Source organism: Vibrio profundi (genome assembly GCF_043642225.1).
GTDB classification, from domain to species: Bacteria; Pseudomonadota; Gammaproteobacteria; order Enterobacterales; family Vibrionaceae; genus Vibrio; species Vibrio profundi_A.
The window spans coordinates 136,687-158,437 of the sequence record NZ_JBHZSF010000002.1; the positions used below are offsets into that span (position 1 = coordinate 136,687).

General features: G+C 42.5%; 17 protein-coding genes. 6 read left to right on the forward strand and 11 right to left on the reverse strand.

Annotation, left to right across the window (positions count from 1 at the left end; all coding sequences use genetic code 11):
• Positions 1 to 31: 31 nt before the first annotated feature.
• Positions 32 to 2,053: an alkyl/aryl-sulfatase gene (locus tag ACHUFI_RS04160; protein WP_394247101.1), complete on the reverse strand. Its 2,022-nt coding sequence runs from the start codon at positions 2,051 to 2,053 to the stop codon at positions 32 to 34.
• A gap of 118 nt (positions 2,054 to 2,171) precedes the next feature.
• Between ACHUFI_RS04160 and ACHUFI_RS04165 the strand changes: the two genes are divergently transcribed.
• Entirely contained in the window at positions 2,172 to 3,059 is an 888-nt protein-coding gene (locus ACHUFI_RS04165) for a LysR family transcriptional regulator (protein ID WP_394247102.1), read from the forward strand.
• A 243-nt stretch (positions 3,060 to 3,302) separates the two neighbouring features.
• Here ACHUFI_RS04165 and ACHUFI_RS04170 read toward each other — a convergent pair whose 3' ends face one another.
• From ACHUFI_RS04170 to ACHUFI_RS04185, 4 genes are all read right to left on the reverse strand, one after another.
• Positions 3,303 to 3,512: a hypothetical protein gene (locus ACHUFI_RS04170; protein ID WP_394247103.1), complete on the reverse strand. Its 210-nt coding sequence runs from the start codon at positions 3,510 to 3,512 to the stop codon at positions 3,303 to 3,305.
• Positions 3,509 to 3,919, reverse strand: coding sequence for a hypothetical protein (locus tag ACHUFI_RS04175; protein ID WP_394247104.1), 411 nt, complete (start codon positions 3,917 to 3,919; stop codon positions 3,509 to 3,511). Before ACHUFI_RS04175 ends, ACHUFI_RS04170 begins: the two co-directional genes overlap by 4 nt.
• A 160-nt stretch (positions 3,920 to 4,079) precedes the next feature.
• Positions 4,080 to 5,309, reverse strand: coding sequence for an RNA polymerase sigma factor (locus ACHUFI_RS04180; protein ID WP_394247105.1), 1,230 nt, complete (start codon positions 5,307 to 5,309; stop codon positions 4,080 to 4,082).
• 3 nt (positions 5,310 to 5,312) lie between these two features.
• The gene (locus ACHUFI_RS04185; protein WP_394247106.1) at positions 5,313 to 5,672 is read right to left on the reverse strand and encodes a YciI family protein; all 360 of its coding nucleotides are present in this window, start codon (positions 5,670 to 5,672) and stop codon (positions 5,313 to 5,315) included.
• 673 nt (positions 5,673 to 6,345) lie between these two features.
• On the opposite strand from ACHUFI_RS04185, the gene ACHUFI_RS04190 reads away from it, so the two are divergent.
• Positions 6,346 to 7,854 carry a DUF3360 domain-containing protein gene (locus ACHUFI_RS04190; RefSeq protein WP_394247107.1) on the forward strand — a complete coding sequence of 503 codons (1,509 nt, stop codon included), beginning with the start codon at positions 6,346 to 6,348 and terminating at the stop codon, positions 7,852 to 7,854.
• A 156-nt stretch (positions 7,855 to 8,010) separates the two neighbouring features.
• Here ACHUFI_RS04190 and ACHUFI_RS04195 read toward each other — a convergent pair whose 3' ends face one another.
• On the reverse strand, positions 8,011 to 8,883 hold the full coding sequence (locus ACHUFI_RS04195; RefSeq protein WP_394247108.1) for a patatin-like phospholipase family protein: 873 nt from the start codon (positions 8,881 to 8,883) through the stop codon (positions 8,011 to 8,013).
• Between the two features lie 65 nt (positions 8,884 to 8,948).
• Positions 8,949 to 9,287: a cytosolic protein gene (locus ACHUFI_RS04200; protein WP_394247109.1), complete on the reverse strand. Its 339-nt coding sequence runs from the start codon at positions 9,285 to 9,287 to the stop codon at positions 8,949 to 8,951.
• A 299-nt stretch (positions 9,288 to 9,586) separates the two neighbouring features.
• Here ACHUFI_RS04200 and ACHUFI_RS04205 point away from each other — a divergent pair, with 299 nt between their 5' ends.
• Complete coding sequence (locus tag ACHUFI_RS04205) at positions 9,587 to 10,495, forward strand: dienelactone hydrolase family protein (protein ID WP_394247110.1); 909 nt, start codon at positions 9,587 to 9,589, stop codon at positions 10,493 to 10,495.
• Positions 10,496 to 10,750: 255 nt separating this feature from the next.
• The gene (locus ACHUFI_RS04210; RefSeq protein ID WP_394247532.1) at positions 10,751 to 11,752 is read left to right on the forward strand and encodes a metal-dependent hydrolase; all 1,002 of its coding nucleotides are present in this window, start codon (positions 10,751 to 10,753) and stop codon (positions 11,750 to 11,752) included.
• Between the two features lie 42 nt (positions 11,753 to 11,794).
• On the opposite strand, the gene glgC is transcribed toward ACHUFI_RS04210, so the two are convergent.
• From glgC to ACHUFI_RS04230, 4 genes are all read right to left on the reverse strand, one after another.
• A complete protein-coding gene (gene glgC / locus ACHUFI_RS04215; protein WP_394247111.1) occupies positions 11,795 to 13,021 on the reverse strand; it encodes a glucose-1-phosphate adenylyltransferase in 1,227 nt (408 codons plus the stop codon).
• A 450-nt stretch (positions 13,022 to 13,471) separates the two neighbouring features.
• On the reverse strand, positions 13,472 to 14,614 hold the full coding sequence (locus tag ACHUFI_RS04220) for an MFS transporter (protein ID WP_394247112.1): 1,143 nt from the start codon (positions 14,612 to 14,614) through the stop codon (positions 13,472 to 13,474).
• 550 nt (positions 14,615 to 15,164) lie between these two features.
• Positions 15,165 to 16,091: a hypothetical protein gene (locus tag ACHUFI_RS04225; RefSeq protein WP_394247113.1), complete on the reverse strand. Its 927-nt coding sequence runs from the start codon at positions 16,089 to 16,091 to the stop codon at positions 15,165 to 15,167.
• Positions 16,092 to 16,388: 297 nt separating this feature from the next.
• Complete coding sequence (locus ACHUFI_RS04230; protein WP_394247114.1) at positions 16,389 to 17,261, reverse strand: alpha/beta fold hydrolase; 873 nt, start codon at positions 17,259 to 17,261, stop codon at positions 16,389 to 16,391.
• A 423-nt stretch (positions 17,262 to 17,684) separates the two neighbouring features.
• Here ACHUFI_RS04230 and ACHUFI_RS04235 point away from each other — a divergent pair, with 423 nt between their 5' ends.
• Together ACHUFI_RS04235 and ACHUFI_RS04240 are read left to right on the forward strand one after the other, a co-directional pair.
• On the forward strand, positions 17,685 to 19,688 hold the full coding sequence (locus ACHUFI_RS04235) for an ATP-dependent nuclease (protein WP_394247115.1): 2,004 nt from the start codon (positions 17,685 to 17,687) through the stop codon (positions 19,686 to 19,688).
• Positions 19,673 to 21,703 (forward strand): UvrD-helicase domain-containing protein, encoded by a 2,031-nt coding sequence (locus tag ACHUFI_RS04240; RefSeq protein WP_394247116.1) that lies wholly within the window; start codon positions 19,673 to 19,675, stop codon positions 21,701 to 21,703. The genes ACHUFI_RS04235 and ACHUFI_RS04240 overlap by 16 nt, the downstream gene beginning before the upstream one ends.
• The last annotated feature ends 48 nt before the right edge of the window (positions 21,704 to 21,751 follow it).

Below are 21,751 nucleotides of genomic sequence, written 5' to 3' on the forward strand. Positions count from 1 at the left end.
CGTAAAGGGAGGTTTTATCATTTAAAGAGATTTACTTATTTGGCATTGGTAGGATTTCAAACATGCCATCAAACTTATCTAATGTGCCAGCCAATTGTCCCAGTAGCGATGCATCGCCTTTCACACCTGCTTGACCAGATTTGAATAGTGCCTCTAATGTCGTTTCTCCAAGCACGACTTTAGTAAAGTCTGTTTTATGGATGATGAGCTCAAAGTCGACCTTTGGTAGCTTATCTACTTCAATGTTAGACATATTCGCATTAGACACTTCACCGTAGTAACGCTCTTCAAGATCTGGGTGGTAAACACCGAAGTTGAAGTCAAGACCCGCTGCTTCCGCTTTTGGCGCATTCAAACTAACCGCAATAAAGTCTAAGAACAGGCCTGTTGGTGTGTTGGCAATTACGTCAGATGAAGCAAGCTTAATTGACTCTCGAATTTCACCAGTACGCAGTTCAACCGCACCTTGCAGGTAGCTGTTACGCCATGCCATCGTTTCAGACTGGTAACCTTGCTGCTCAAAGCTGTCTGCTAGTGCAAAACGGTAGTCAATGTTACTTGGGTCACATTGAACTAAGTCGTTAAACAGCTGAGACGCTTCTTGGTATTCACCTGCATTAAAGTGACTCATACCAGCTTTGTATAGCACGTCTGCCCCTGCTGCATTCACATACACACACGACTTATCTTTAGTTTGTAGAGGATTCGTGTTCACAGGGTTCATATCATGGTAGCCAAGATACAGGTTAACAACCGCACGTGCGTTGTGACTGTATGAGCCGTGATAACCATTGGTGTGCCATGTATCGATTTGAGATTGCGGAACGATCTCTTCAATCTGGCGGCCCACATCGTGGATGGTAACACCGTGATTGGCTAGGCGCATTGACTGATTATGAATGAATCCGTAGTTGTCACGCTGTAGTGTCATGTAATCAGAAATTTCATTCACGTCAGTATCAGCGTTGTTCCAAACTGGCGCGGAGTGTGCGGCGTGAATGTTGTCCACTAAGCCACTGTCCACAAAGCGCATTTTTAGCTCAGTTAGGTATTTAGTCCAAACAAGAGAATCGCGAACTTTTGCCCCACGGAATGTATAGATGTTGTGCATACCGTCATAAGTCAGTTCTGCGGTATTCAGCGAGCGGTATTCCGGCACGTATAGAACGATTTCTGCAGGAGCTTCTGCGCCAGGCATATTAATCGCATGGAACTCTAACCCATCGATGTTAATGACCTTTTCACGTTCTTGAATCTCTGTTGTTGGAGCAACGAGTGTTACTTCACCACGAGACGTACCTAAGCCAAGCGCGTTATCAACAATACCTTTCGCGTTATTGTCTAGCGTCGTGCCGTATTGGTAGTTTGCACGGCGACCCATTGCGGTACCGGCAATGACGTTTTCATCAGCCAGTTCTTTTATGAAGTCTTTTGGCGCGTAGATCTCAGCACCTTTCGCAAAATCACCTGATTCATACACGCCACGAGACCCACCAAAGTGGTCAGCATGCATGTGTGAGTAAATCATCCCTGTAATTTTGTGTTCACCATTGATAGCAGGTAGATGTTGTTTCGCAAATTCCCAAGAAGCGGCAGCCGCTTCACGCGATAATAGCGGATCGTGAATCACATAACCGTTGTCTGTGCGATAGATAGTCATGTTTGATAAGTCAGCGCCACGAATTTGATAGACTCCATCCGTCACTTCGTATAGACCGCCTGCCGCATAATTTAGCATTCCTTGACGCCAAATTGATGGGTTAACAGAGGGTGGTAAATCTTCTACCGATCTGTCAGCCATGTATTCAAAGCGGTTTTTTAGCTCGCCTGCTTCGTGAGTACCAAACTCAGCAATAAGGCCACGGTTAGTACGTTCAAACGCCGATGTATCTTCCCAAGGAAGCGTTTTCGCCACAGCTGCATTTGCGCTTTCGGTGAACTTTGAGGCCGGTTTTCCCTCGTAAGTATCAATAGATGCATAATCATTAGCGACAGCGCCGAACGACACCATGACTGCAAGGGAAAGAATTGAAGGAGTAAAACGAGTTTTCATAGGGAACCTCTTGGGAATTCGTATTTGGTATGGGGTTAATTTAGCGTATTGACACATAGCAATACATCCATGAAACTGTATTTAACACATAATGAATTGTTATGTTTAAGGGGAAGTAGTGTCGAACATAGATCTAAACTTGTTAAAAGTGTTTGTGGTGGTTTATCGCCATAAATCTATTACATTGGCTGCGGAAGAGATGGGGTTAACTCAGCCGGGAGTCAGCGGCTTACTTAAGCGTTTGCAGCAGCAAGTGGGAAGCCAGCTATTCATTCGATCTGGCCGAGGGATCACACCCACCCAACATGCACAAGAATTAATTCGTCATGTTGAGCCTGCATTGGCGCAAATCAACAACGCACTCGAAGGGTTGGAAGGTTTTTCGACCCAGTACCCACGTAAGTTTGTTATATACACATCTGAACCGGTCATGTTAATGCTGCTACCTAAGTTAGAAGCAGACAGCACCTTGGGTAATGTCACGATTGAGTTGCAGCCAACCCACTCTAATGAAGAAGCCCTAATTCAGGCACTCAATCAACATCAAGCCGATCTTGCCATTGAAATATCTAACTATTCTACGGGCTCGTTTTTTACCGAAGATCTGTTTGATGATCAGCTCCGGCTTATTGCCCGAAAAGGACACCCAAGACTAAAAGGCAGTGTTACACGTGAGCAGTTTTATGGTGAGAAACACATTACTTTGAAACTACGCCGTGAAGATACCTACATGGCCGATTATTTTACTGAGGAACGCCTCAGCGAACGGCAAGTCGCAGCAGAATGTACATCTCTAGTGTCATTGATGTCGATGGTCGCAGCGAGCGATTGCATTGCAATGGTGACCGAAAGTATCGCAACAGCATTTGCTGATAAGCTGGATATACAAATGTTAGATTGCCCATTTACATCTAAGCCAGTCAGGTATCGCTTATTAACCCATAATCGAGAACGACGTAGCCCATCCAATATGTGGCTGAGAGAAAAAATAAAGTCATATTTTTAAGTATTCGCAACGCTATGTATATAAGCGTTTTACCGAGATTAGACAAAGATAATCATACGCTTCGTTAACCAGATCAAAGACAAAAAGTCCGGCGAATCCGCCGGACTTTAAAGCATTCAATCTGAAAAATAATCTGAAGAAATGCGCTTAAATTTCATTCTTAAAGATCTTACCGTCTTTCATGATGAGATCCATTTCCGTCAGGTGAGAACCATCTTTCTTCGCATCGTTCGCTTCACCGAATCACGTACCACGACCACCAAAAAGTGTAATATCTTCCAATGGGTTACCGTCGATAAGTAGGATATCCGCGTATGCGCCCACTTCAATGACACCTAGTTTCGCGTCTGAATATGGGTCAATCCAAGGTTTCATCAGCTCAGCAGAGATACGACCCGATGTCGATGTCATGGCACGCAGAGCCGAGAAGTTACCGAACATATCTGCGTTCACCAAATTTCATGAGCTATTTGCTTAGCACACGTATCAGCAACACCGACACAGTCTACGTTAAACGCACGGCGATCAAACCCAGCCTCTTCCCCCGCTTTCATCTCTTTCTGGTAGCTACCAAACGCCGCTTGTGCCGATGCGAGTTTCTTCTGAATCAAAGGATCTTGTACCACTGGAATGGTTAGGTGCATGTGCGCGTCAACCAATGCTGGCATCAATGTACGACCTTCACCGTCAATCACTTCCGCGCCCGTTGGAATGTCAGCCTCGCCTTTAGTGATGGCGGTGTTCTTGTTGCCAGTTACAACCACCGAGTGGCTGTCATCGCCAAAGAAGCGGCAATCAGTGTTTTCTTGAACATAAAATACTCTCTTAGTTAGTAGTGGTGCTCTGAAATCTGATGCCATCTTACCTACCCACAAAGCGCTTTAATTGCCATTTGGTGACACTCGAGTAAGGCTGTTGCTCAATATTTAGTTCGAGTTCGGACTATCGTAATCACCCAAACTAAGGCCTCGCAAATACGAGGCCTTAGTTTTCTCTATCGAAGGTTAACCGAAATTAAAATTAACTGGTGACTTCTACTAATCTCAATTCCAAAAGTTTTCGTGTTGCTGTACTTGCCGCCTTCTCAATTGACAGTTTGTAGAAAATTCTAGCGTCTGCTTTTCGTCCTAACTTTCTGAGAATATGCGCACGTGCCGCATACCAAGGTTGATAATCTTTAAGGTCTTTTTCTAACTCGTCCAATTTCGTAAGCGCAAGTTTTGGGTGCCCTGTTTCCGCAATCACGGCAGCCCAGTTCAAGGCGACTATTGGCGTCGGTTCGAATTGCCATAGGGATTGATAAAGTAGAGACATTTGATGCCAATCCGGGGCGGGCTTGGCCATATGACAATCTGCAATAGCAGCCTTGATCTGAAATGGTCCCGGTTCTCTTTTTTCTAACGCATTGGAAAGGAGGTGCTGAGCTTCATCAATACTATTTTTCTGCCATAGAGAAGTGTTCTGTTCTTCAACGGGCACCATGGCTCCATCTCTATTTATTCGAGCATGGCTTCTCGCATCAGTAAGCAACATTAATGCAAGTGCACCTTCAATTTCTGGGTCATTAGGTCGCAGTTTTATAAGTAGTCTGGCCAAAAAAATACCCTCTTGGCATAACGAGCGCGAGCACTCAGCCTCCACAATGTAACCAGTGGTAAATATCAAATACACCGTTTTTAACACCGTATCTAACCTGTCATTCCATCTATCTGCTTCTGGGATAGAGAAGCGAATGCCTTTGGCTTTAATCTTTGCCTTTGCACGATATAAACGCTGTCCCATGGTTTGTTCGTTATCAAGAAAAGCGGCAGCAATTTCCTTTGTGGTTAAATTGCAGACCGTACGCAAAGTTAAAGCAATACGCGATTTTTCTTCCAAGGCTGGGTGACAGCAGGTAAAGATAAGGCGCAGGCGTTCATCCGGAATCGTTTCAGGAACGTCATACACCGTGTTATCGCAAGAAAAACTAGCGAGATCCTCTGCTTTGCGTTGCTCTCGTTGCACGGTTCGAAACTGGTCTATCCCTTTATTTAAACCCACTCTTAGTAGCCAAGCTGTAGGGTTGTCAGGTGGGCCAGATCGTACCCAGTGCTTCAACGCGGAAATTGATGCTTCTTGTAGAGCGTCCTCGGCTATTTGGAAATCATCAAGGCGTGAAATAAGCCCAGCCAAAAGCCGTCCTCTATCTTTACTCAAGACATCATTAATAACATGGCTAACAGCGATTGCTTTCGACGAGGCATTATTCATACATTAACCTGCTTCGTTGTAATCCAGTAAAGGGCGGACTTCAATCGTGCCAAACTTAGCCACAGGAATAATTTCTGCACATCGCAGAGCTGCGTCCAGATCAGGAACATCAACGATGTAATAACCACCTAAGTGTTCGCGCGTTTCAGCAAATGGGCCGTCCATTGTTTCTACCTTACCGGATTTAATTCGCAGTGAAGTCGCAGTTTCAGTTTCCTGTAACCCCTCACCACCAACGAATACCCCATCTTTTTCGAAAGTCGCTGTTGTAGCCGCAAAATCTTCCATCATTTTGTCAAACTCAGGGGTACCAAATACCGGTTCTTGATCAGGTGCCGCGTAGAGTAAAAGCATGTACTTCATCTTAAATTTCCTTCTTGTTTATTGTTTCATACTCAAGGACGTTTGCGCTTCGCCGTTTTCGACATGCACTCTAAAATATTTTTATCTTATGAAGGTACAACAGAACGATAACTAGATGATTATTAACCTTGATATTTGTGCATGACCTCTAGCACAAATAAATAGTTGAGTTCGTTGAGCAGCCTGCTAGACAGTTGGGAAAAGGCTAACTCGATTCATTCGAGTTAGCCATGTATCGAGTTAATATTTTTAACTAATCTATTTTTCTTCCGGCCCTAATAAGTCCACTTTCAAAACACTGCTTCATCTAGAACCTTATTTGACCATTCTTGAAATGAATTATTTATAAATGTATTGATAAATATTATCGACCGTTTCTCACACTAGCCCTCGCACACTACGACTAATGTCTAACCAATTGAGACTGTTTGTTTTTTTTCGCTTGATATAAGGTACTAGCAACTGAATTTCAGTGACTATTTTGAGAACTAGGTTAATTCGCTCTTATTATTTAGTAGCGAGCTAACTTAACTTATTAATAATAAATTTACTTATAAATAAAATAGAGCTATCGAGCTCTTTGTGGCAGAAATATATAGCTAAATATTCGTGCCGAGAGTCAATAACGTGTGATGGAATAACACACCTTAGAGTGTGAACGAAAGGAATCAAAATGAGCAGTACTTTAGAGTCCGTAGATATAAGAACAAATAAGCCTCAAGCCAATGAGGATGAACTCACCTATGAACAACAACATAAACCAAGATCGGAATTTGATTCCCGAGAACAATATTTAGAGCACGAATTGCAGATCATGTCGCCTAAACGCTGGCGTCCCAACTTGCCGTTTAAAGATTATCGATTTGAGATAGAAGACACTATTCCAGCGATGGCCGCTACCATTGGTAAAGTGGTGATGGTGGGCGCCATTGCAGCCACCTTTGCCGGGGCGCTAGGGCTAAATGAAGGCTTTATTTTAGAAAATGTCCGTTATGAGCTACTTATCGCCTCTGTTTTCATCATTCTTTTCTCTGGCTTTTTATTGCCGACCGCAAACCTCGCGGGTACACACGGTCCACTTATCCCTTTGATCCCTATCGTAGTTGCTGCCGGCGGACACCCTATGGCCTTTGGCTTGTTGATCGGCGCGTTTGGTTTACTCTTGGCCATCAGTAAAGGTGGCAGCATGTTGGCTAACCTCACCAGTAAAGGCGTATGTGGCGGTTTATTGCTTTACCTTGGCTTTGTTGGAACCGTCTCTCAAGTTAAAAAGCTATTCGCATGGGCTGAAGGGATCGGAATGAGCCATATCGCTTTTGTCGTGATCTTCTGCACCATTATTTTGTATGCGTTATTGGAACATTTCCGTAAGCGTTGGCTAGCCGTTCCTCTTAGTTGCTTGCTAGGTGGTACGTTAGCGTTCGCCATGGGTGCTCCATTCTCTTTCCAAACCGAGCCTGGTTTACCCAATATGAACCCTATGTATTGGTGGGGAGAAAATACAGGCTGGATGCTAGGCCTACCAACGATTGAACATTTCATGGTGGTATTGCCGTTTGCTATTTTAGCGGTGGCGATGTGGTCGCCAGATTTCTTAGGGCATCAAGTGTTTCAAAAAATCAGCTATCCAGACCGAACCGAAAAAGTACACATGAACATCGACGACACCATGACCACGGCTTCCATTCGTCAAACGTTCGGTTCTCTGCTTGGCGGTACTAACTTTACGTCTTCATGGGGTACTTACATCGTGCCAGCCGCGATTGCTAAACGCCCTATTCCTGCAGGCGCTTTATTAACGGCGCTATTCTGTATCATCGCTGCTATTTGGGGCTACCCAATGGATTTAGCTATCTGGCAACCGGTACTTTGTGTTGCGCTTGTTGTTGGGGTATTTGTTCCATTACTAGAAGCGGGAATGGAAATGACACGTGAAGGGAAAACCACCCAGTCAGCAGCGATTGTTGTCTTTTCTTCAGCGCTGGTTAACCCTGCGTTTGGTTGGTCTCTCACTATGCTGTTGGACAACTTAGGCTTGGTAGGTTGTAAAGAACGTAGTGGCGAACTAAGTAAAATGAGCCGTTGGGTGTTGCCTGGCATCATGTTTATTGTGCTAACGAGTGTGATGGCGTTGGTTGGCCTTCTACCAGGGATACCAGCGATTATCCCAAGCTTTCGTTAACCTCTAGATAAGATTTATTGAATATTTGACTCTTCCTATGATTAAGTTTTGGTCGGAACACAAAAAGGCCTCGCAATTGCGCGAGGCCTTTCTTCGAACAGTGGTTTGAGTTCAGTTTGTATAAATACCTTACTCGTCAAGTCAGTGCTCTACGCATTAAAGCTGGTTGCCCAATTTAGCCTGTGCCAAATAGTAGCCTCTATCTATCATTTCTTGTGAGCGTTCAAACTCTAAGGTACCGCAGGCATTGCGTGGGATCTCAAGTGTAATATCGGCAGGATAAGCTGCCAATTTTTGGCGAGCAATGGTCGATTGCATCGCATCAAACGCTTGGTTGGCGATGTCGTAGGCAGCAAAATTGAAGGTCATTTTGCTTTTTACGCTGCTCCCTAAATTATCGATGAAATGGACAACCTTCTCATGCAGGTTACTCTCTTTGATTGGCAGGGAAGCTGGTGTCGATTCCGGTTTAATCGTTTCAGGTTCGCCACCTAAGTTCACAGCCAGCGTGAAGTCTGTCTTGTCTCCAAAAGTAGGAGCAATCGGTACAGGATTGAGCACTCCGCCATCAATGAGTTCTTCACCTCCGATGACATGAGGCGTGAAGAACAATGGTAAAGATATAGAGGCGCGAATGGCATCAAACAGAGAACCCGATTGCAACCACACCTCTTTTTCATCGGCGACGTTGGCAGCTACTGCGGTATAAGGGATAGGCAGCTCTTCAATTGAAATATCGCCGATCAGCTCACGTAGTGTGTCGATGATCTTGTCCCCTTTGAACATACCACTCGATTGCCATGAAAAGTCCAACATCATAGCCATATCCGTTTGGTTGATACTCGTGACCCATTCTTCAAATTCATCCAACTTACCCGCAGCGTAAACACCACCGATAAGTGCGCCAATTGAACAGCCAGAGATAGATTTGATCTGATAGCCATGTTCAGTTAACCAGCGGATGATTCCAACGTGAACTAAGCCTCTTGCTCCACCACTGCCAAGTACAAGAGAGATCGTTTTTGCCATCGTATGAATCCTTTAAATCGTGAGTTCTTAGGGTAAAAGTTATATCACTTCATTTTTAATAATCTTCAGTCCATTCGGGTAATAAAGGTTTGCTCGTCATCGACAAAAGCCACATAGTCGCCGTGATAGATAAACACACGCCCTCTTCCCTCAACGATACACGCGAGCTGCGGGTTTAGATCTTCTTCAAGATCTTTACTTTGATACGTGCCAGTGTCGGTGATCACGCCACGAAGTGTCGGTAAAAATCCATAGCAGCGCTTAGCTTGATCGATCAGGCTCAACTCACTGGTGGCAGAGAAATAAGATGGGATTGGACCGGCATCTTCGATAAACATCGGTTTCAGTTCTTCAAAAGCGGTAATCACCAGCCAGTCAATACCATTAACATGATGGATAAACATTGTTTATAAATACCTAGTTTCTCGATAATTCTGATGCAGGGATTCTATCATTATCAGTGGCAATACGTTGGAGAAATTGAGTGATTCAAAGCAGTACCTCTGTGCCATATGCTACATTCACTAGGCCAACTTGCAGCGCCCAGAAATAATGGATTGGGGTATCACTTTAAAGTTATCGTTTTGTCTCACTGTCCTTTCGTTTTTGCTTTGATACAAAAGTGAGCTATTGAGCGATCCTTCGAACCTCTTGAATTTCCACTATAGTTGATTGGGTAAACCATTCACTACAAGGAAACGTTATGAATCAAAATACTGAATCTCAATCAGCACCGTCTCGGTCTATTCCTCAAGAAGCATTTGATTGGTATGACGAATATGCTCATGGCCTAATTGACCGCAGAGAATTCATGGCGCGCTTATCTGGATTAGCAGTACTTGGATTCACCATGACCACGTTAACTTCTGCTCTTATTCCTAATTATGCGAAGGCAGAGCAAGTCTCTTTCAATGACCCTTCTATCAAAGCAACCTATGAGACATTCCCTTCACCTAAAGGACACGGAGAAGGCCGTGGATACTTAGTGGTCCCAAAAGAGCTAGCGGGTAATGCGCCTGTTGTCTTAGTTGTTCATGAAAATCGAGGCTTAAATCCCTATATAAAGGACGTAGCAAGACGACTCGCGGCCTCAGGGTTTATTGCGTTTGCACCTGATGCTCTCTATTCACTTGGCGGGTATCCCGGTAATGATGATGAAGGTCGAGCGATGCAGAAATCATTATCCAGAGAAAAAATTGAAGAAGACTTTATAGCGGCAGCGAACTTTCTGAAATCTCATGAGAAAAGTAACGGCAAGCTGGGCGCAGTCGGGTTTTGCTTTGGTGGCTATGTCGTGAATATGTTAGCGGCGGTCATGCCAGACCAGCTGAATGCTGGGGTTCCATTTTATGGTACTCCTGCTGCACCTGATTTAAGAAAGAACGTTAAGGGGCCATTGCTCATCCAATTTGCTGGAAACGATAAACGTGTGAATGCGACTTGGCCAGACTATGAGGCTGAACTCAAAGAGATTAAAGCTGAATACACCGCTCATATCTACGATGGTGTGAACCATGGCTTCCATAACGATTCCACTGGCCGATATGCCGAGGAAGAAGCAGAGTTAGCATGGGCTCGTACACTGGAGTTCTTTACTAAAAAACTCTCTTAGCCGGGCATATTACCGAACCGATTTCTGTTCGGCCTAAGCGAATGGACAATTTCACGTACAGAAACAAAAAGGCTTCTCACACGCGAAGCCTTAACTTTACCTTACCAACGGTTACATCCGCTCTATTTCATTGACCTAACCGCTTTCAAAAACTTTCATTGAACTGCTAACGTTGCTCTAGCATTACTGGCAATTTGGGTGGTGAAGCCCAGCGAATCATCTACTATTAAATAATACATAATCAATGAGTTAATGATGGACCCACTAACGCAAGGTGTACTGGGCGCGTCCCTCTCTCTATCGACGAGCAAAAAACAGCACTTACTCGTCGCCGGCTTTTTCGGGCTAGTCGCTGGAATGACGCCAGACCTTGATGTTTTCATCCGGTCTGAAAGCGATCCTTTGCTCTTTTTAGAGTTCCACCGACAGTTTACCCATTCACTCTTTTTCATCCCTTTTGGCAGTTTCTTATGTGCTCTGCTTTTATACCCGCTATTTGGCAAAAAACTCCAACTATCATTTCAACAGAGCTGGTTTTATAGCGCACTGGGTTATAGTACTCATGCATTGCTAGATGCTTGTACCTCTTATGGTACTCAGCTGTTTTGGCCTTTAACCAATGAGCGTTACGCTTGGAACGCCGTGCCTGTGGTTGACCCAGCCTTCACCCTTCCCATATTGATATTACTCGTATTCTCTATGCTAAAACGAAACGCTTGGCTGGCACGTATTGCCGTTGTTTGGGCTTTCACTTATCCCACACTCGGTATGATCCAAAGAGACCGAGCAGAGGCGGTAGGATGGCAACTTGCGAAAGAACGACAACACGTACCGATTCGATTAGAAGCCAAGCCGACTTTCGCGAATATTTTGGTTTGGAAGGTCATTTACGAAACGGAGGAGGACTACCATGTTGATGCCGTTCGAGTGTCTCGTTCAATAAAAACATATCCCGGCGAGTCCATTGCAAAGCTAAACCTAAGCCGGGATTTTCCTTGGCTCGACCTTAATTCCCAACAAGGCAAAGACATTGAACGTTTCAGACACTTTTCAAACGGCTTTCTAGCGAGCTCCCCTAACGACGAGCTACATATCATAGATGTACGATATTCAATGGTACCAAATCAATTCAACGCACTATGGAGCGTAAAGCTGTCACCATCAGCAAGTGCGGACGACCATGTCGAATACGTGACACATCGTGACAATAGTTCAGAATCGAGGCAGCTCTTTTCCGACATGCTATTCGATTTTTAACGAAACCAAAAGAAAACTCTCTTCTACTGATTCGTTTTTTGGTCAATCAAAACGGTAGCTTTCAGGAATAACGACTACCCCACTTTCTGAAATATGAAAACGCTGAGCATCGACAGTAGGATTAAAGCCAATTCTAGTATTAGGTGGGATGATCACGTGTTTATCCACTATACAGTTTTGTAGTTGGCTATTTTTTCCGACCTGAACACCATCAAATAAGATGGAGTCAGCGATGGTTACCCCGTCATTAATTCTCACGTTAGCGGATAGAATGGAACGATGAACCGAACCTCCAGAATTCACGACACCGTTAGCAATAATAGAGTTAATAAAGATACCTTCATTTCCCGTATCTGATGACACGGTTCTAGCCGGTGGGTATTGATGTTCGAAGGTTCTCACTGGCCAATTAGGCTGATAAAGATCGATTGGGGGAGCGGCCTCCAAAAGATCCATGTTTGCTTGATAGAATGAATCGATAGTTCCTACATCTCTCCAATAAGAGTCTCTACTAACGCGGCCTTGTGCGTCACCAAATTGGTAGGCATAAACAGACTGTTTATCGATGAGCTTAGGAATGATATCTTTGCCAAAATCGTGGCTAGATAAATCATTCCCTGCATCTAACTCTAAACTTTCAACCAGCGCTTTCATTGAAAAAATATAGATCCCCATAGAAGCTAAACTTTTGGTTTGGTCCTTCGGTGTCGCTGGTGGGTTTTCTGGCTTTTCTTCGAAGGCCACAATTTTTCGTTCACTATCGGTGCCAACGCAACCAAACGCACTCGCTTCCCGAATAGAGACTTCCATACACGCAATAGTAAGATCGGCCCCCGTTGCTTTGTGTTGAGCAAGCATAGGTTCATAGTCCATACGGTAGATATGGTCGCCAGATAACACCACCACATATTCGGCTTCACTTCTGTCCAGTAACCATAAGTTTTGGTAAATAGCATCTGCCGTTCCTTCATACCAATTTTCACCTTTACGCATTTGCGGAGGTACGGCTGTAATATATTCTCCAAGTTCAGGGTTGAAGATAGACCAACCATCTCTCAGATGTTTTTGTAACGAATGCGATTTGTACTGAGTGAGAACAAGTACACGTCGCAAACCTGAATGGAGGCAGTTGGATAAAGTAAAATCAAGGATTCTGTATTTACCACCGAACGGTACCGCAGGCTTTGCTCTATTATCGGTAAGCGGAGACAGGCGAGAGCCCATACCTCCGGCAAGTATTATTGTGAGTGCATCTTGCATAGTCGTCATCCTTGATTCTGATTTAACGTTTGAGGGATATACTCAAATAAGCATCAAGAATTGGACCATTTTATAATTCATTGGTTTTTATATGGTTTAGCTAAACTTACATTTTCTCTGCTCTATGTTGGTGAGCGCATAGCAACACAAGAGCACCGAGTTGGTGCGTTTACATTCGTCCTTTGCCAATTTCAACATTCTTTGCGGTTAAACATATAGCTGCACTTATCACGTTCGGTATTCAGTTCCTCCCCTTTCCTGTTATCAACAAGAGATTGGAGATGTAAACCAAGGGGAGGTTAGGAGGGGATTATCAACCTATTCTCACGTGCAACTGCCCTACTTCACTGACCTTAATCGCTTTCATCAACGTTGTGTTGAACTGCTCAGGTTGCTCAAGCATTGGGAAGTGCTCTGAGTCTTCAATTTAGTAAATACTGTAGCTCTTAATGAGTGCCGCTATAGTTTCTGTAGCTTATCAAACCCATTAATCCGCTGGTGCAGCGTAGTGCCCATGGTCAGCGATACCAACAGGCTAATCAAAGCAATTACTGCTCCTGTAACAAATACCCATTGATAACCAGACATCCAGATAATTCCCAACAAAAATGGTAGGAACACCGCTGCAATATGATTGATGGTGAACGACAAACTCGCCGTTGAAGCCACTTCATCTTCCCTAATTGTCTTTTTAAAGTACGTGTTTAAAGCTATCGCAAAACTAAAAATAATACTGTCGATAACATACAGCCCCGCGGCCGCATAATGATCATCCACAAATGCGTAAGATAGGAACACCAACACTAACGCGGCATACTCAATGATCAAAGCTTGTCTCTCTCCTACTCTATCGATAAATATCCCAACATAAGGTAGAGCAAGAGTCGCTGCTAAGCTGGATACCATGAATAAAGTGGCCATCATCGCAATCGTATAATTAAATTTAGTCACCATCAGTAAACCAGCAAATGCCACAAAGATCTGTCTTCTTGCCCCACTCAAAAAAGTAAGAATGTAATAGGTCGTGTATTCACGTCGAACAATGAGTTTGGTGTGTTGTTTAACCTCTGTATGAGTATTTTTAAACGTGACCAAGTAAACTGCCAGCCAAAAACATATTGCTCCACACGTAAAGAAAATCGCCTTATCTGAAACGTCAAAAAGATAGCTCGCGACCATAATGCACAGAAAAGTCACCATCGAGAAAAACGAGGCAGCAGAGCGAATTTTCCCCATTGATTCACTGAAGTTCTCAGTCGCTAACAACTGTGTTGAGAGTGATTTGTTCACCGCTTCTAAATAATGGAAACCAATAGACATGATCGTCGTGCTGAAATAGAAGCCATAGATCGAAGGTAAATACCCCGTCACTGCTACGCCGAGCCCTAATGTTGCTACCGACAATACCGCGACTCTTTGTTCTGAAGCGATGAACAACAGAAACAAAACAGTAAATGAGAGCAAGCCTGGGATTTCCCTAACACTCTGCAATACACCCACATCAGCACCCGTCATACCAACAGTATCGACAGCGAAGTTATTCATCACGACTCGCCACCCCGTATTCGCTATCACTGACGCGATAGCGATGATAACCAACATCGTGAATGAGCTCCGCGATGTTAAAATCCTAAGCCAGAGAGTCATTTAAGCCGCCGATTCTAAAAGAAAGTCTTGAATATGATCGCGCATGAATAAAGCCGTCCTTAGTTTTCCGTTCATATTCAGATCCTCAAAAATAATGGTATGTTCTGAGCTTGGTACGATATGCAACTAAGACAAAGAACACAGAGACAATACAACTCGTTAATAAATTGTTAAACGATCATTTTTAGAATGTTATTTTTTGAGATTGGTAAGTATTCAGAGAGATTTTACTTCTTTGAGAAATTCATTTGAGATTGTTATTTTTCACTGAACATACAGATCCACTGGCAACGATCGGTATTCAGTTACCCCCCTTCCCGCTACCAACAAGAGATTGGAGATGTAAACCAAGGGGAGGCTAGCAAGAGATTTGTAGCCAATTCTCACATGTATCTGCCACTTTGTTTCGCTCTACAGAACACAAAAAGGCCTCGCACACGCGAGGCCTTGTTTTATCTAAGTTTCAACCAACGAGTAGACAGCAATTTACGATGGTACAACCCAATCAACTAGAGAGCCATTCATCCAGTACTGCAATGAATTTAGGGTTAATTAGATAACCGATAGAAGCATGTGGATTGCTTTTTCCGTTGCGAATATTGAGGTTGTAAATCGGGTGGATATCTTTCATTCCGCCGGGTATCAGATCCAGTTTGAGCATATCTTTAAAGTCATTTCTAATTTTGCTGTCATGAGAGATAAAATCGTCTTCTGCCGATATGTTTATCCATTGCTCAATGTTTAAAGGGTACTTCTTCTCACCTTTCAAGCGACTCCCCTTTAGCCTGTCTTTTACGTTCTCATCTCCTAACGGTGACCCAAGCGTAAGCAATAAGTTGACCTTCTTGTCTGCACCATAGTCGTGTCTATACTCACCGTAATGAGACAACTTCCATAACACGTCATAGCTGATCATCGACCCGAGACTGTGTGATACGATCATCACATCATCTTGATTATCAAGCGCTTCCTTCAGTTCAACCATTAGCCTATACCTGACATCACTGCCGAAATAGGTATCTTCATTCCAATAATGCGCCATGTCCGGCGCGACCTTCGTTATGAGTGTCTCTGCCACACCCAGTTTTCCAAATAGCGATGAAAAAGTATCTGCTAACGCCTCTTTTAGAAAACCAATTTTGGATACCTTGTTATAGATTGTTTTATTGAACTGGCTTGTCTTGTATTTTTTGAGTTCAGACAACGCTTGCTGTCGACTTGCAGGGTCTTCCGTTGGTTTCTCTAACAATGTATTTGATAGTTCACCGTAATAGACAAACCGTTTATCGACATCTTTAAAAGCTTGTAATGAACTTGAGTCTCCACAATCTCGCTGCAAGCCATGTTCTATAGCCTCGTACCAGAGTGCTTGCAGGGGAGCTTTATCGGGCTTTTGAGCGCGACCATGAATGAATATTATTTTCTTAGCCATAGCAGGACGTCCTAAACACATAGTTAAAGTTATCATCAGTAGAAAGCACCACTAGATTTGGTCAGCCCTTACTAATAACAGTATTGCTGATTACGTATCTAGGGGTGGTTGGTAGAGCATTTATATAACTATGAGGCACAAGTTTAAGGACCATAAATGAGTGAACGATGCGATCATTACTCGCAAATTGAAATGAATGTAGCTAGCAAAACCTCCAACTAACAAAAAGACCTCGTACACGCGAAGCCTTAGTTTTTCTATCAACGGTTACATCCATCTTTTAACAACGACAGCACCCTATTTCACTGACTTAACCGCTTTCATCAACGTTGTGTTGAACTGCTGTGGTTGCTCTAGCATTGGGAAGTGGCCTGAGTCTTCAATGTAGTAAATGCTGTAATCCTTGATGTGTTTCTTGTTCGCTTCTGAATCCGTTGGCCATAGGCGAGCATTAACCAATATTACTGGCACATTCACGTTCTCATACACGCGGTGGGCTTCGCCTGTAACATATTGGCCTAGATAATGGCGGAACTGGTTTATCGCGATAGCTGGTGGTGCTGAATCCATGTCTTGCGTTACCCAGTAAAGTAAATCCGCGTCTACGTCTTTTGGTAGCGAGTCTTTCACGAACGTAGTGATACCCGCTTGGAAGTCTGCTTCAAATGGTTTGGTCATTGCATCTAGGTGGCTTTGTGAAACCGCTAGTGCGACGTTTTGCGATGTATCGACACCAATAATGCCCTTCACTCTTTTCGGCATCAGTTTAGCGGCTTCTGCAATCACACCACCTGCCATGGAATGTCCGATCAAGATGACAGATTCGAGCTGTTCTTTGTCGATGACTGCTTTGATGTCTTCAGCAAACGCAATCATGGTGTACTCTTCTCGGTTGAACGATGAGTTACCGTGCCCAGCTAAATCCATAGTGATCACTTGGTACTGTTTTGAAAACTCACTCACTTGGTTTTGCCACAGCCTGCTGTCTAAGCTCCAACCGTGAATGAAGATCAGCGCCGTCTCCCCACTGCCACTTTTGCCATACGCAATTTGCTCACCATCGTGAGATATCGCAATACCGTACTTAACCGTTGAATCATGAGCCATGGCATTAAAGCTACCAAGCGCCATGAATACCAAGAGTGTGATGTTAAGAATTAAACGTTTCATAGTGTCTCTCTACTTACTTTAGAGGGAACACAGCAAGCGCCCCTCTCAATCAATATAGTCACTATAAAGTGTGAAGCAGTAGACGGGTCAATACTGTTCTAAAGATAGCCGAATTAACGTTGAAGAACGCAAGAGCCCACTCCAATTGACTCGTTTCTACGCGGCTTTGTGTTAAATCAAGTTTTGGGCGACACTTCATTTGTCATGATTTGACCTACATTTGCAAACGTAATCCCGCCTGACTAATTACGGCGACTCTCCCTTTTCTTGAGATCACTTAACGAGGGCAGAGAAGTTACATTTAAGTTTGATTTAACTCACTGAAAATATGAAACTTTATACGTATATTTAGGAATTATACTAACGATTGAAGTGTTCGGAGAGACAGGAATTACAACGCCTCTCTTTCCATATAGAGTACAGATGCACATAAGTAATATACGAATACAGAATTTCAGGTTACTGAAAGATACTACATTAGAGCTCGAAGATGAGTTAAATAATGAGTTATCTCTACTGATAGGAAAAAATAACTCTGGTAAAACATCTTTTGTTGTACTGTTTGAAAAATTTCTGAAATCAAAAAAATTTTACTTTGATGATTTCCCATTGGGCATGCGTGAAAGTATCCTTAAGCTCAGTCATGATACTGATGAGTATTCACTTGCAATAAGGCTATCTCTTAATATTGAGTATGGTGAAGAAGATAACCTACAGAACCTTTCTGAATTCATCGTAGACCTTGACCCAAAATGCAACACAGCACGAATTTCCTTTGAAGCAACGATCGACAAATCAAGACTACTGAAAGATCTTGATGTAATTACTAACAGAAAAGACGAATTCATTAAAAAAAACCTTTCTGAATACATCCAAGTCAGTTACTACATCTTTAATGATTACAGTGATTTTGAGCTAAGTCATCGCTCGAACCTAATCAAAAAAGATTCATCTGATGTAAATAACCTAATCAACTTAAAAATAATTCAAGCAAATAGAAATGTAACAAGCTCTGATGCAAAGCCTCAAGAACGAAAAATTCTTTCACACCTAACAACTCAATTCTACAATAGCAAAGTCAAGGTTTCTCATGATGAACTAGAAGGGATTAATTCATCTATCATTAATGCGGACGAGCAGCTTAGTGATAATTACAAAACATTCTTTAAGCCATTCCTTGAGAACGCCAAGTCTTTTCTAGGACTTACCGACCTAAACGTTGTATCTGACCTCCAGTCTAAAGAGGTTATGGGAAGTCATTCTAAGATCACCTATGGGAATAATGGCTCTGAACTTCCGGAACATCAGAATGGTCTAGGGTATATGAACATACTATACCTTCTTCTAAACATAGAAATTGAGAAGGCTGATTTTGATAAGGCCGAGCGGGATATAAACCTTCTATTTATTGAAGAACCTGAAGCTCACACCCATCCACAATTACAGTATGTTTTTATTGATCAAATTACAAAGACTCTGAAAGGAATTAAAGGGCTTCAAACTTTCATCTCCACTCATTCTGCGCATATCGTCAAGAAATGTAATTTCAAGGATATTCGTTACTTTCGCTCCTCAAAGGACAAATCTAATACAGAGATACTGAATTTCTACATTGAGTTACAAGCAAGATATGCTCATGAAAAGAATGCTGATATCGATAAGGTAGAAAAGAAAAATTTCAAATTCCTCAACCAATACTTAACAATTGAATCCTCGGAACTATTCTTTGCAGAAAAGATAATCTTTATCGAAGGAACGTCTGAAAAAATGCTCCTTCCATACTTCATCAATCAATTTGATAAAGATGGCATAGGTGATAAAGGGGATGTTGCGCTTACTTCTCAGAACATATCAATTCTAGAGGTGGGGGCAAACGCTAAAGCATTCAAACACTTTATCGACTTCCTTGAGATAAAGACACTCATCATTACAGATCTGGATACAACTAAAGAAAATGTGGGTAAAACGGAAAGAAAAACTTATCAAGCCTGCCCAGCCAAAGTTGGTACACATACTAGTAACGCTACCTTGCGACATTACTTTAAATCACCGAAGTTTAATTCGACAAACTTCCCTACATGGATGGAGAAGTTAAAAGACCATACCCATGATGAACCTTCATCATTGATTAAAGTTGCTTATCAGGATGTTCAAGATGGCTATCAAGGACGAAGCTTTGAGGAAGCATTTGTAAGTGCCAATATGAAGCTCATAGGTACTAATTTGCGTGATATAGATGGACTCAAAAACAAAAATAAGTTTAATGAATGCAAGTCTGATCCCGACAAATTTGTAGCAGAAATGCTTGATACCAAAGGAAAGTCTAGCTTTGCATCATCTATCCTCTATCTGGCACTCTCAAATGAGCAGCTCAAGTGGAATACCCCGCCATATATCGAGGAGGGGCTGAAGTGGATCTCCAAGTAAAAGTAACACCACAGCAAAAAATTAAAGAGTGTATTGCCGGAAAAAAGAGCTTTGTTTTACAGGGAGGTGCTGGTTGTGGAAAGACTGAAACACTAAAGCAAACACTACAGTTCCTGTCCAAAGATTATCCCAAGAATAGAATTGCATGTATCACTCATACCAACTTAGCGGTCAATGAAATCATCGATCGTGTAGGTGAAGGTTACAAAATATCCACAATACATTCGTTTCTTGGCGCCCTAATCAAAAACTACACCAAAGCAATCCACGAAGTTATACATGAGATATTTATAGTGGATAAGGCAGAAATTGAAACTGAAGAGAGTTCAGGATTAACTGGTAATGACCTCAAAAAAGCTAATCATGAAAATTACAAAAGTGCTCATAAGAAGTATGCAAAGTTAAAAAATACCATCAAAGGCGAGTCTTCACCCAAAGAGCTTGGTAAAAGAGACTATGACAAAGCGCCCAATGAATACAGTCAGACACTCAATGAAAGAATAGCTAAATTAAATGCTGAAGCTCGTGAGATCATTGATGGTAAGGATCACAGAAACATAAAATATAATGACTCGCGTTTTGACCGATTCAAGGACCTGTCATTTGGTCATGATAGCTTACTTAAAATTACAAATTTGCTATTTGTGCGCTACCCAAAGCTAGGAAGGATCTTGTGCGATAAGTACGATTTTATTCTTATAGATGAATACCAAGATACACATGAAGACATAGTTGAAGTGTTCTTAAAACATCTACCTAGTGATAAAAAGACCACAATTGGACTGTTTGGTGATGCAATGCAAAGCATATACTCGGATGGCATTGGGGATGTGCGTTCTTATATCGACTCACGTGATCTTGTTGAGATACCAAAGGAAGATAACTACCGATGCTCTGAGCAGGTGATCAACTTTGTAAATACTCTGAGAGAGGATGCTCTTAAGCAAGAACCAGCATTTAAGCTTAAAGAAGATGGCATCAAAGAAACGCTAAAAGATAGGCAAGGTCAGGTTAGGTTGCTTTATGCAATCTGGGATAGTAACAAACCTCATTCTAGGAGTACTCCTGAACAAAAGCATGCCTACCTTAATTTCGTCGACAAATTAATTGACTTGGCTGATGGTGAAGAAGCCTCTCATAAGAAGCTGATGCTTACAAACAAGTCGATTGCAGGCAAAGTTGGATTTGCTTCTTTGTATAAGGTGTTTGCTGATAGATATACGGAAGTCAAAGATGAGCTAGAAAAGGTTCTCTTAAGCACTCAAGTGATTGATATAGTAGAATTATGTGAAGCTTATGGCGGTTCAAAAAAGAGGTACAACTTCATACTATCCGAACTAAAGAAGTCGGGGTTTGTACTTAACAATCTGAAGGCGAAAGAAAAGATAGTCGCTGCATTTGATATGCTCACTACGGAGGATCTAAGCATAGCTAAAACTCTAGAGATTGCTTTTGAAGAAAATATTATCTGCAAATCAGACAGTTACCTTGCATATATTGATCGCAAGGACTCTTTTCTAACTGAATTGAAAGCTGACACCGAATACCAACAATTCAAAAAGGCGTACAAATCGGGAACCAATACCTTCACCAAGATTGCAAAAATTGCCCCTGAAATGGCTAAAGAAACATTCGATGAGCTCGAATTCTCTCTTAAGAAGGAGAGGTTTTACGAAGAATTATTCTCTGAGTCGCTCCCCTTTAAGGAGGCAGTAAACTACTACAGATACCAGAATGAAGAATGCGATTATGTCACTATGCATAAGACGAAAGGATCAGGTATTGAAAACGTTTTAGTTGTCCTTGATGAGTATTTTTGGAATCAGTACAAGTTTCAGTTCTGCTATGATCGAACAGAAAGTTGTAGCGCCTTTGCACCTTCTAGCATGAAGCTGTTTTATGTAGCATGTTCACGAGCGATAAAGAATTTGACTGTTGTCAAAGTAGTAACTAGTGATGAGGAAAAGTATCTATTGGAAACATTCCCCGAATTTGAAAAGGTAGTTATTAATTAGTGCAAGTCTAGTGGCCAAGACTATTTGGCCACCTAGGTGCTCTACTTG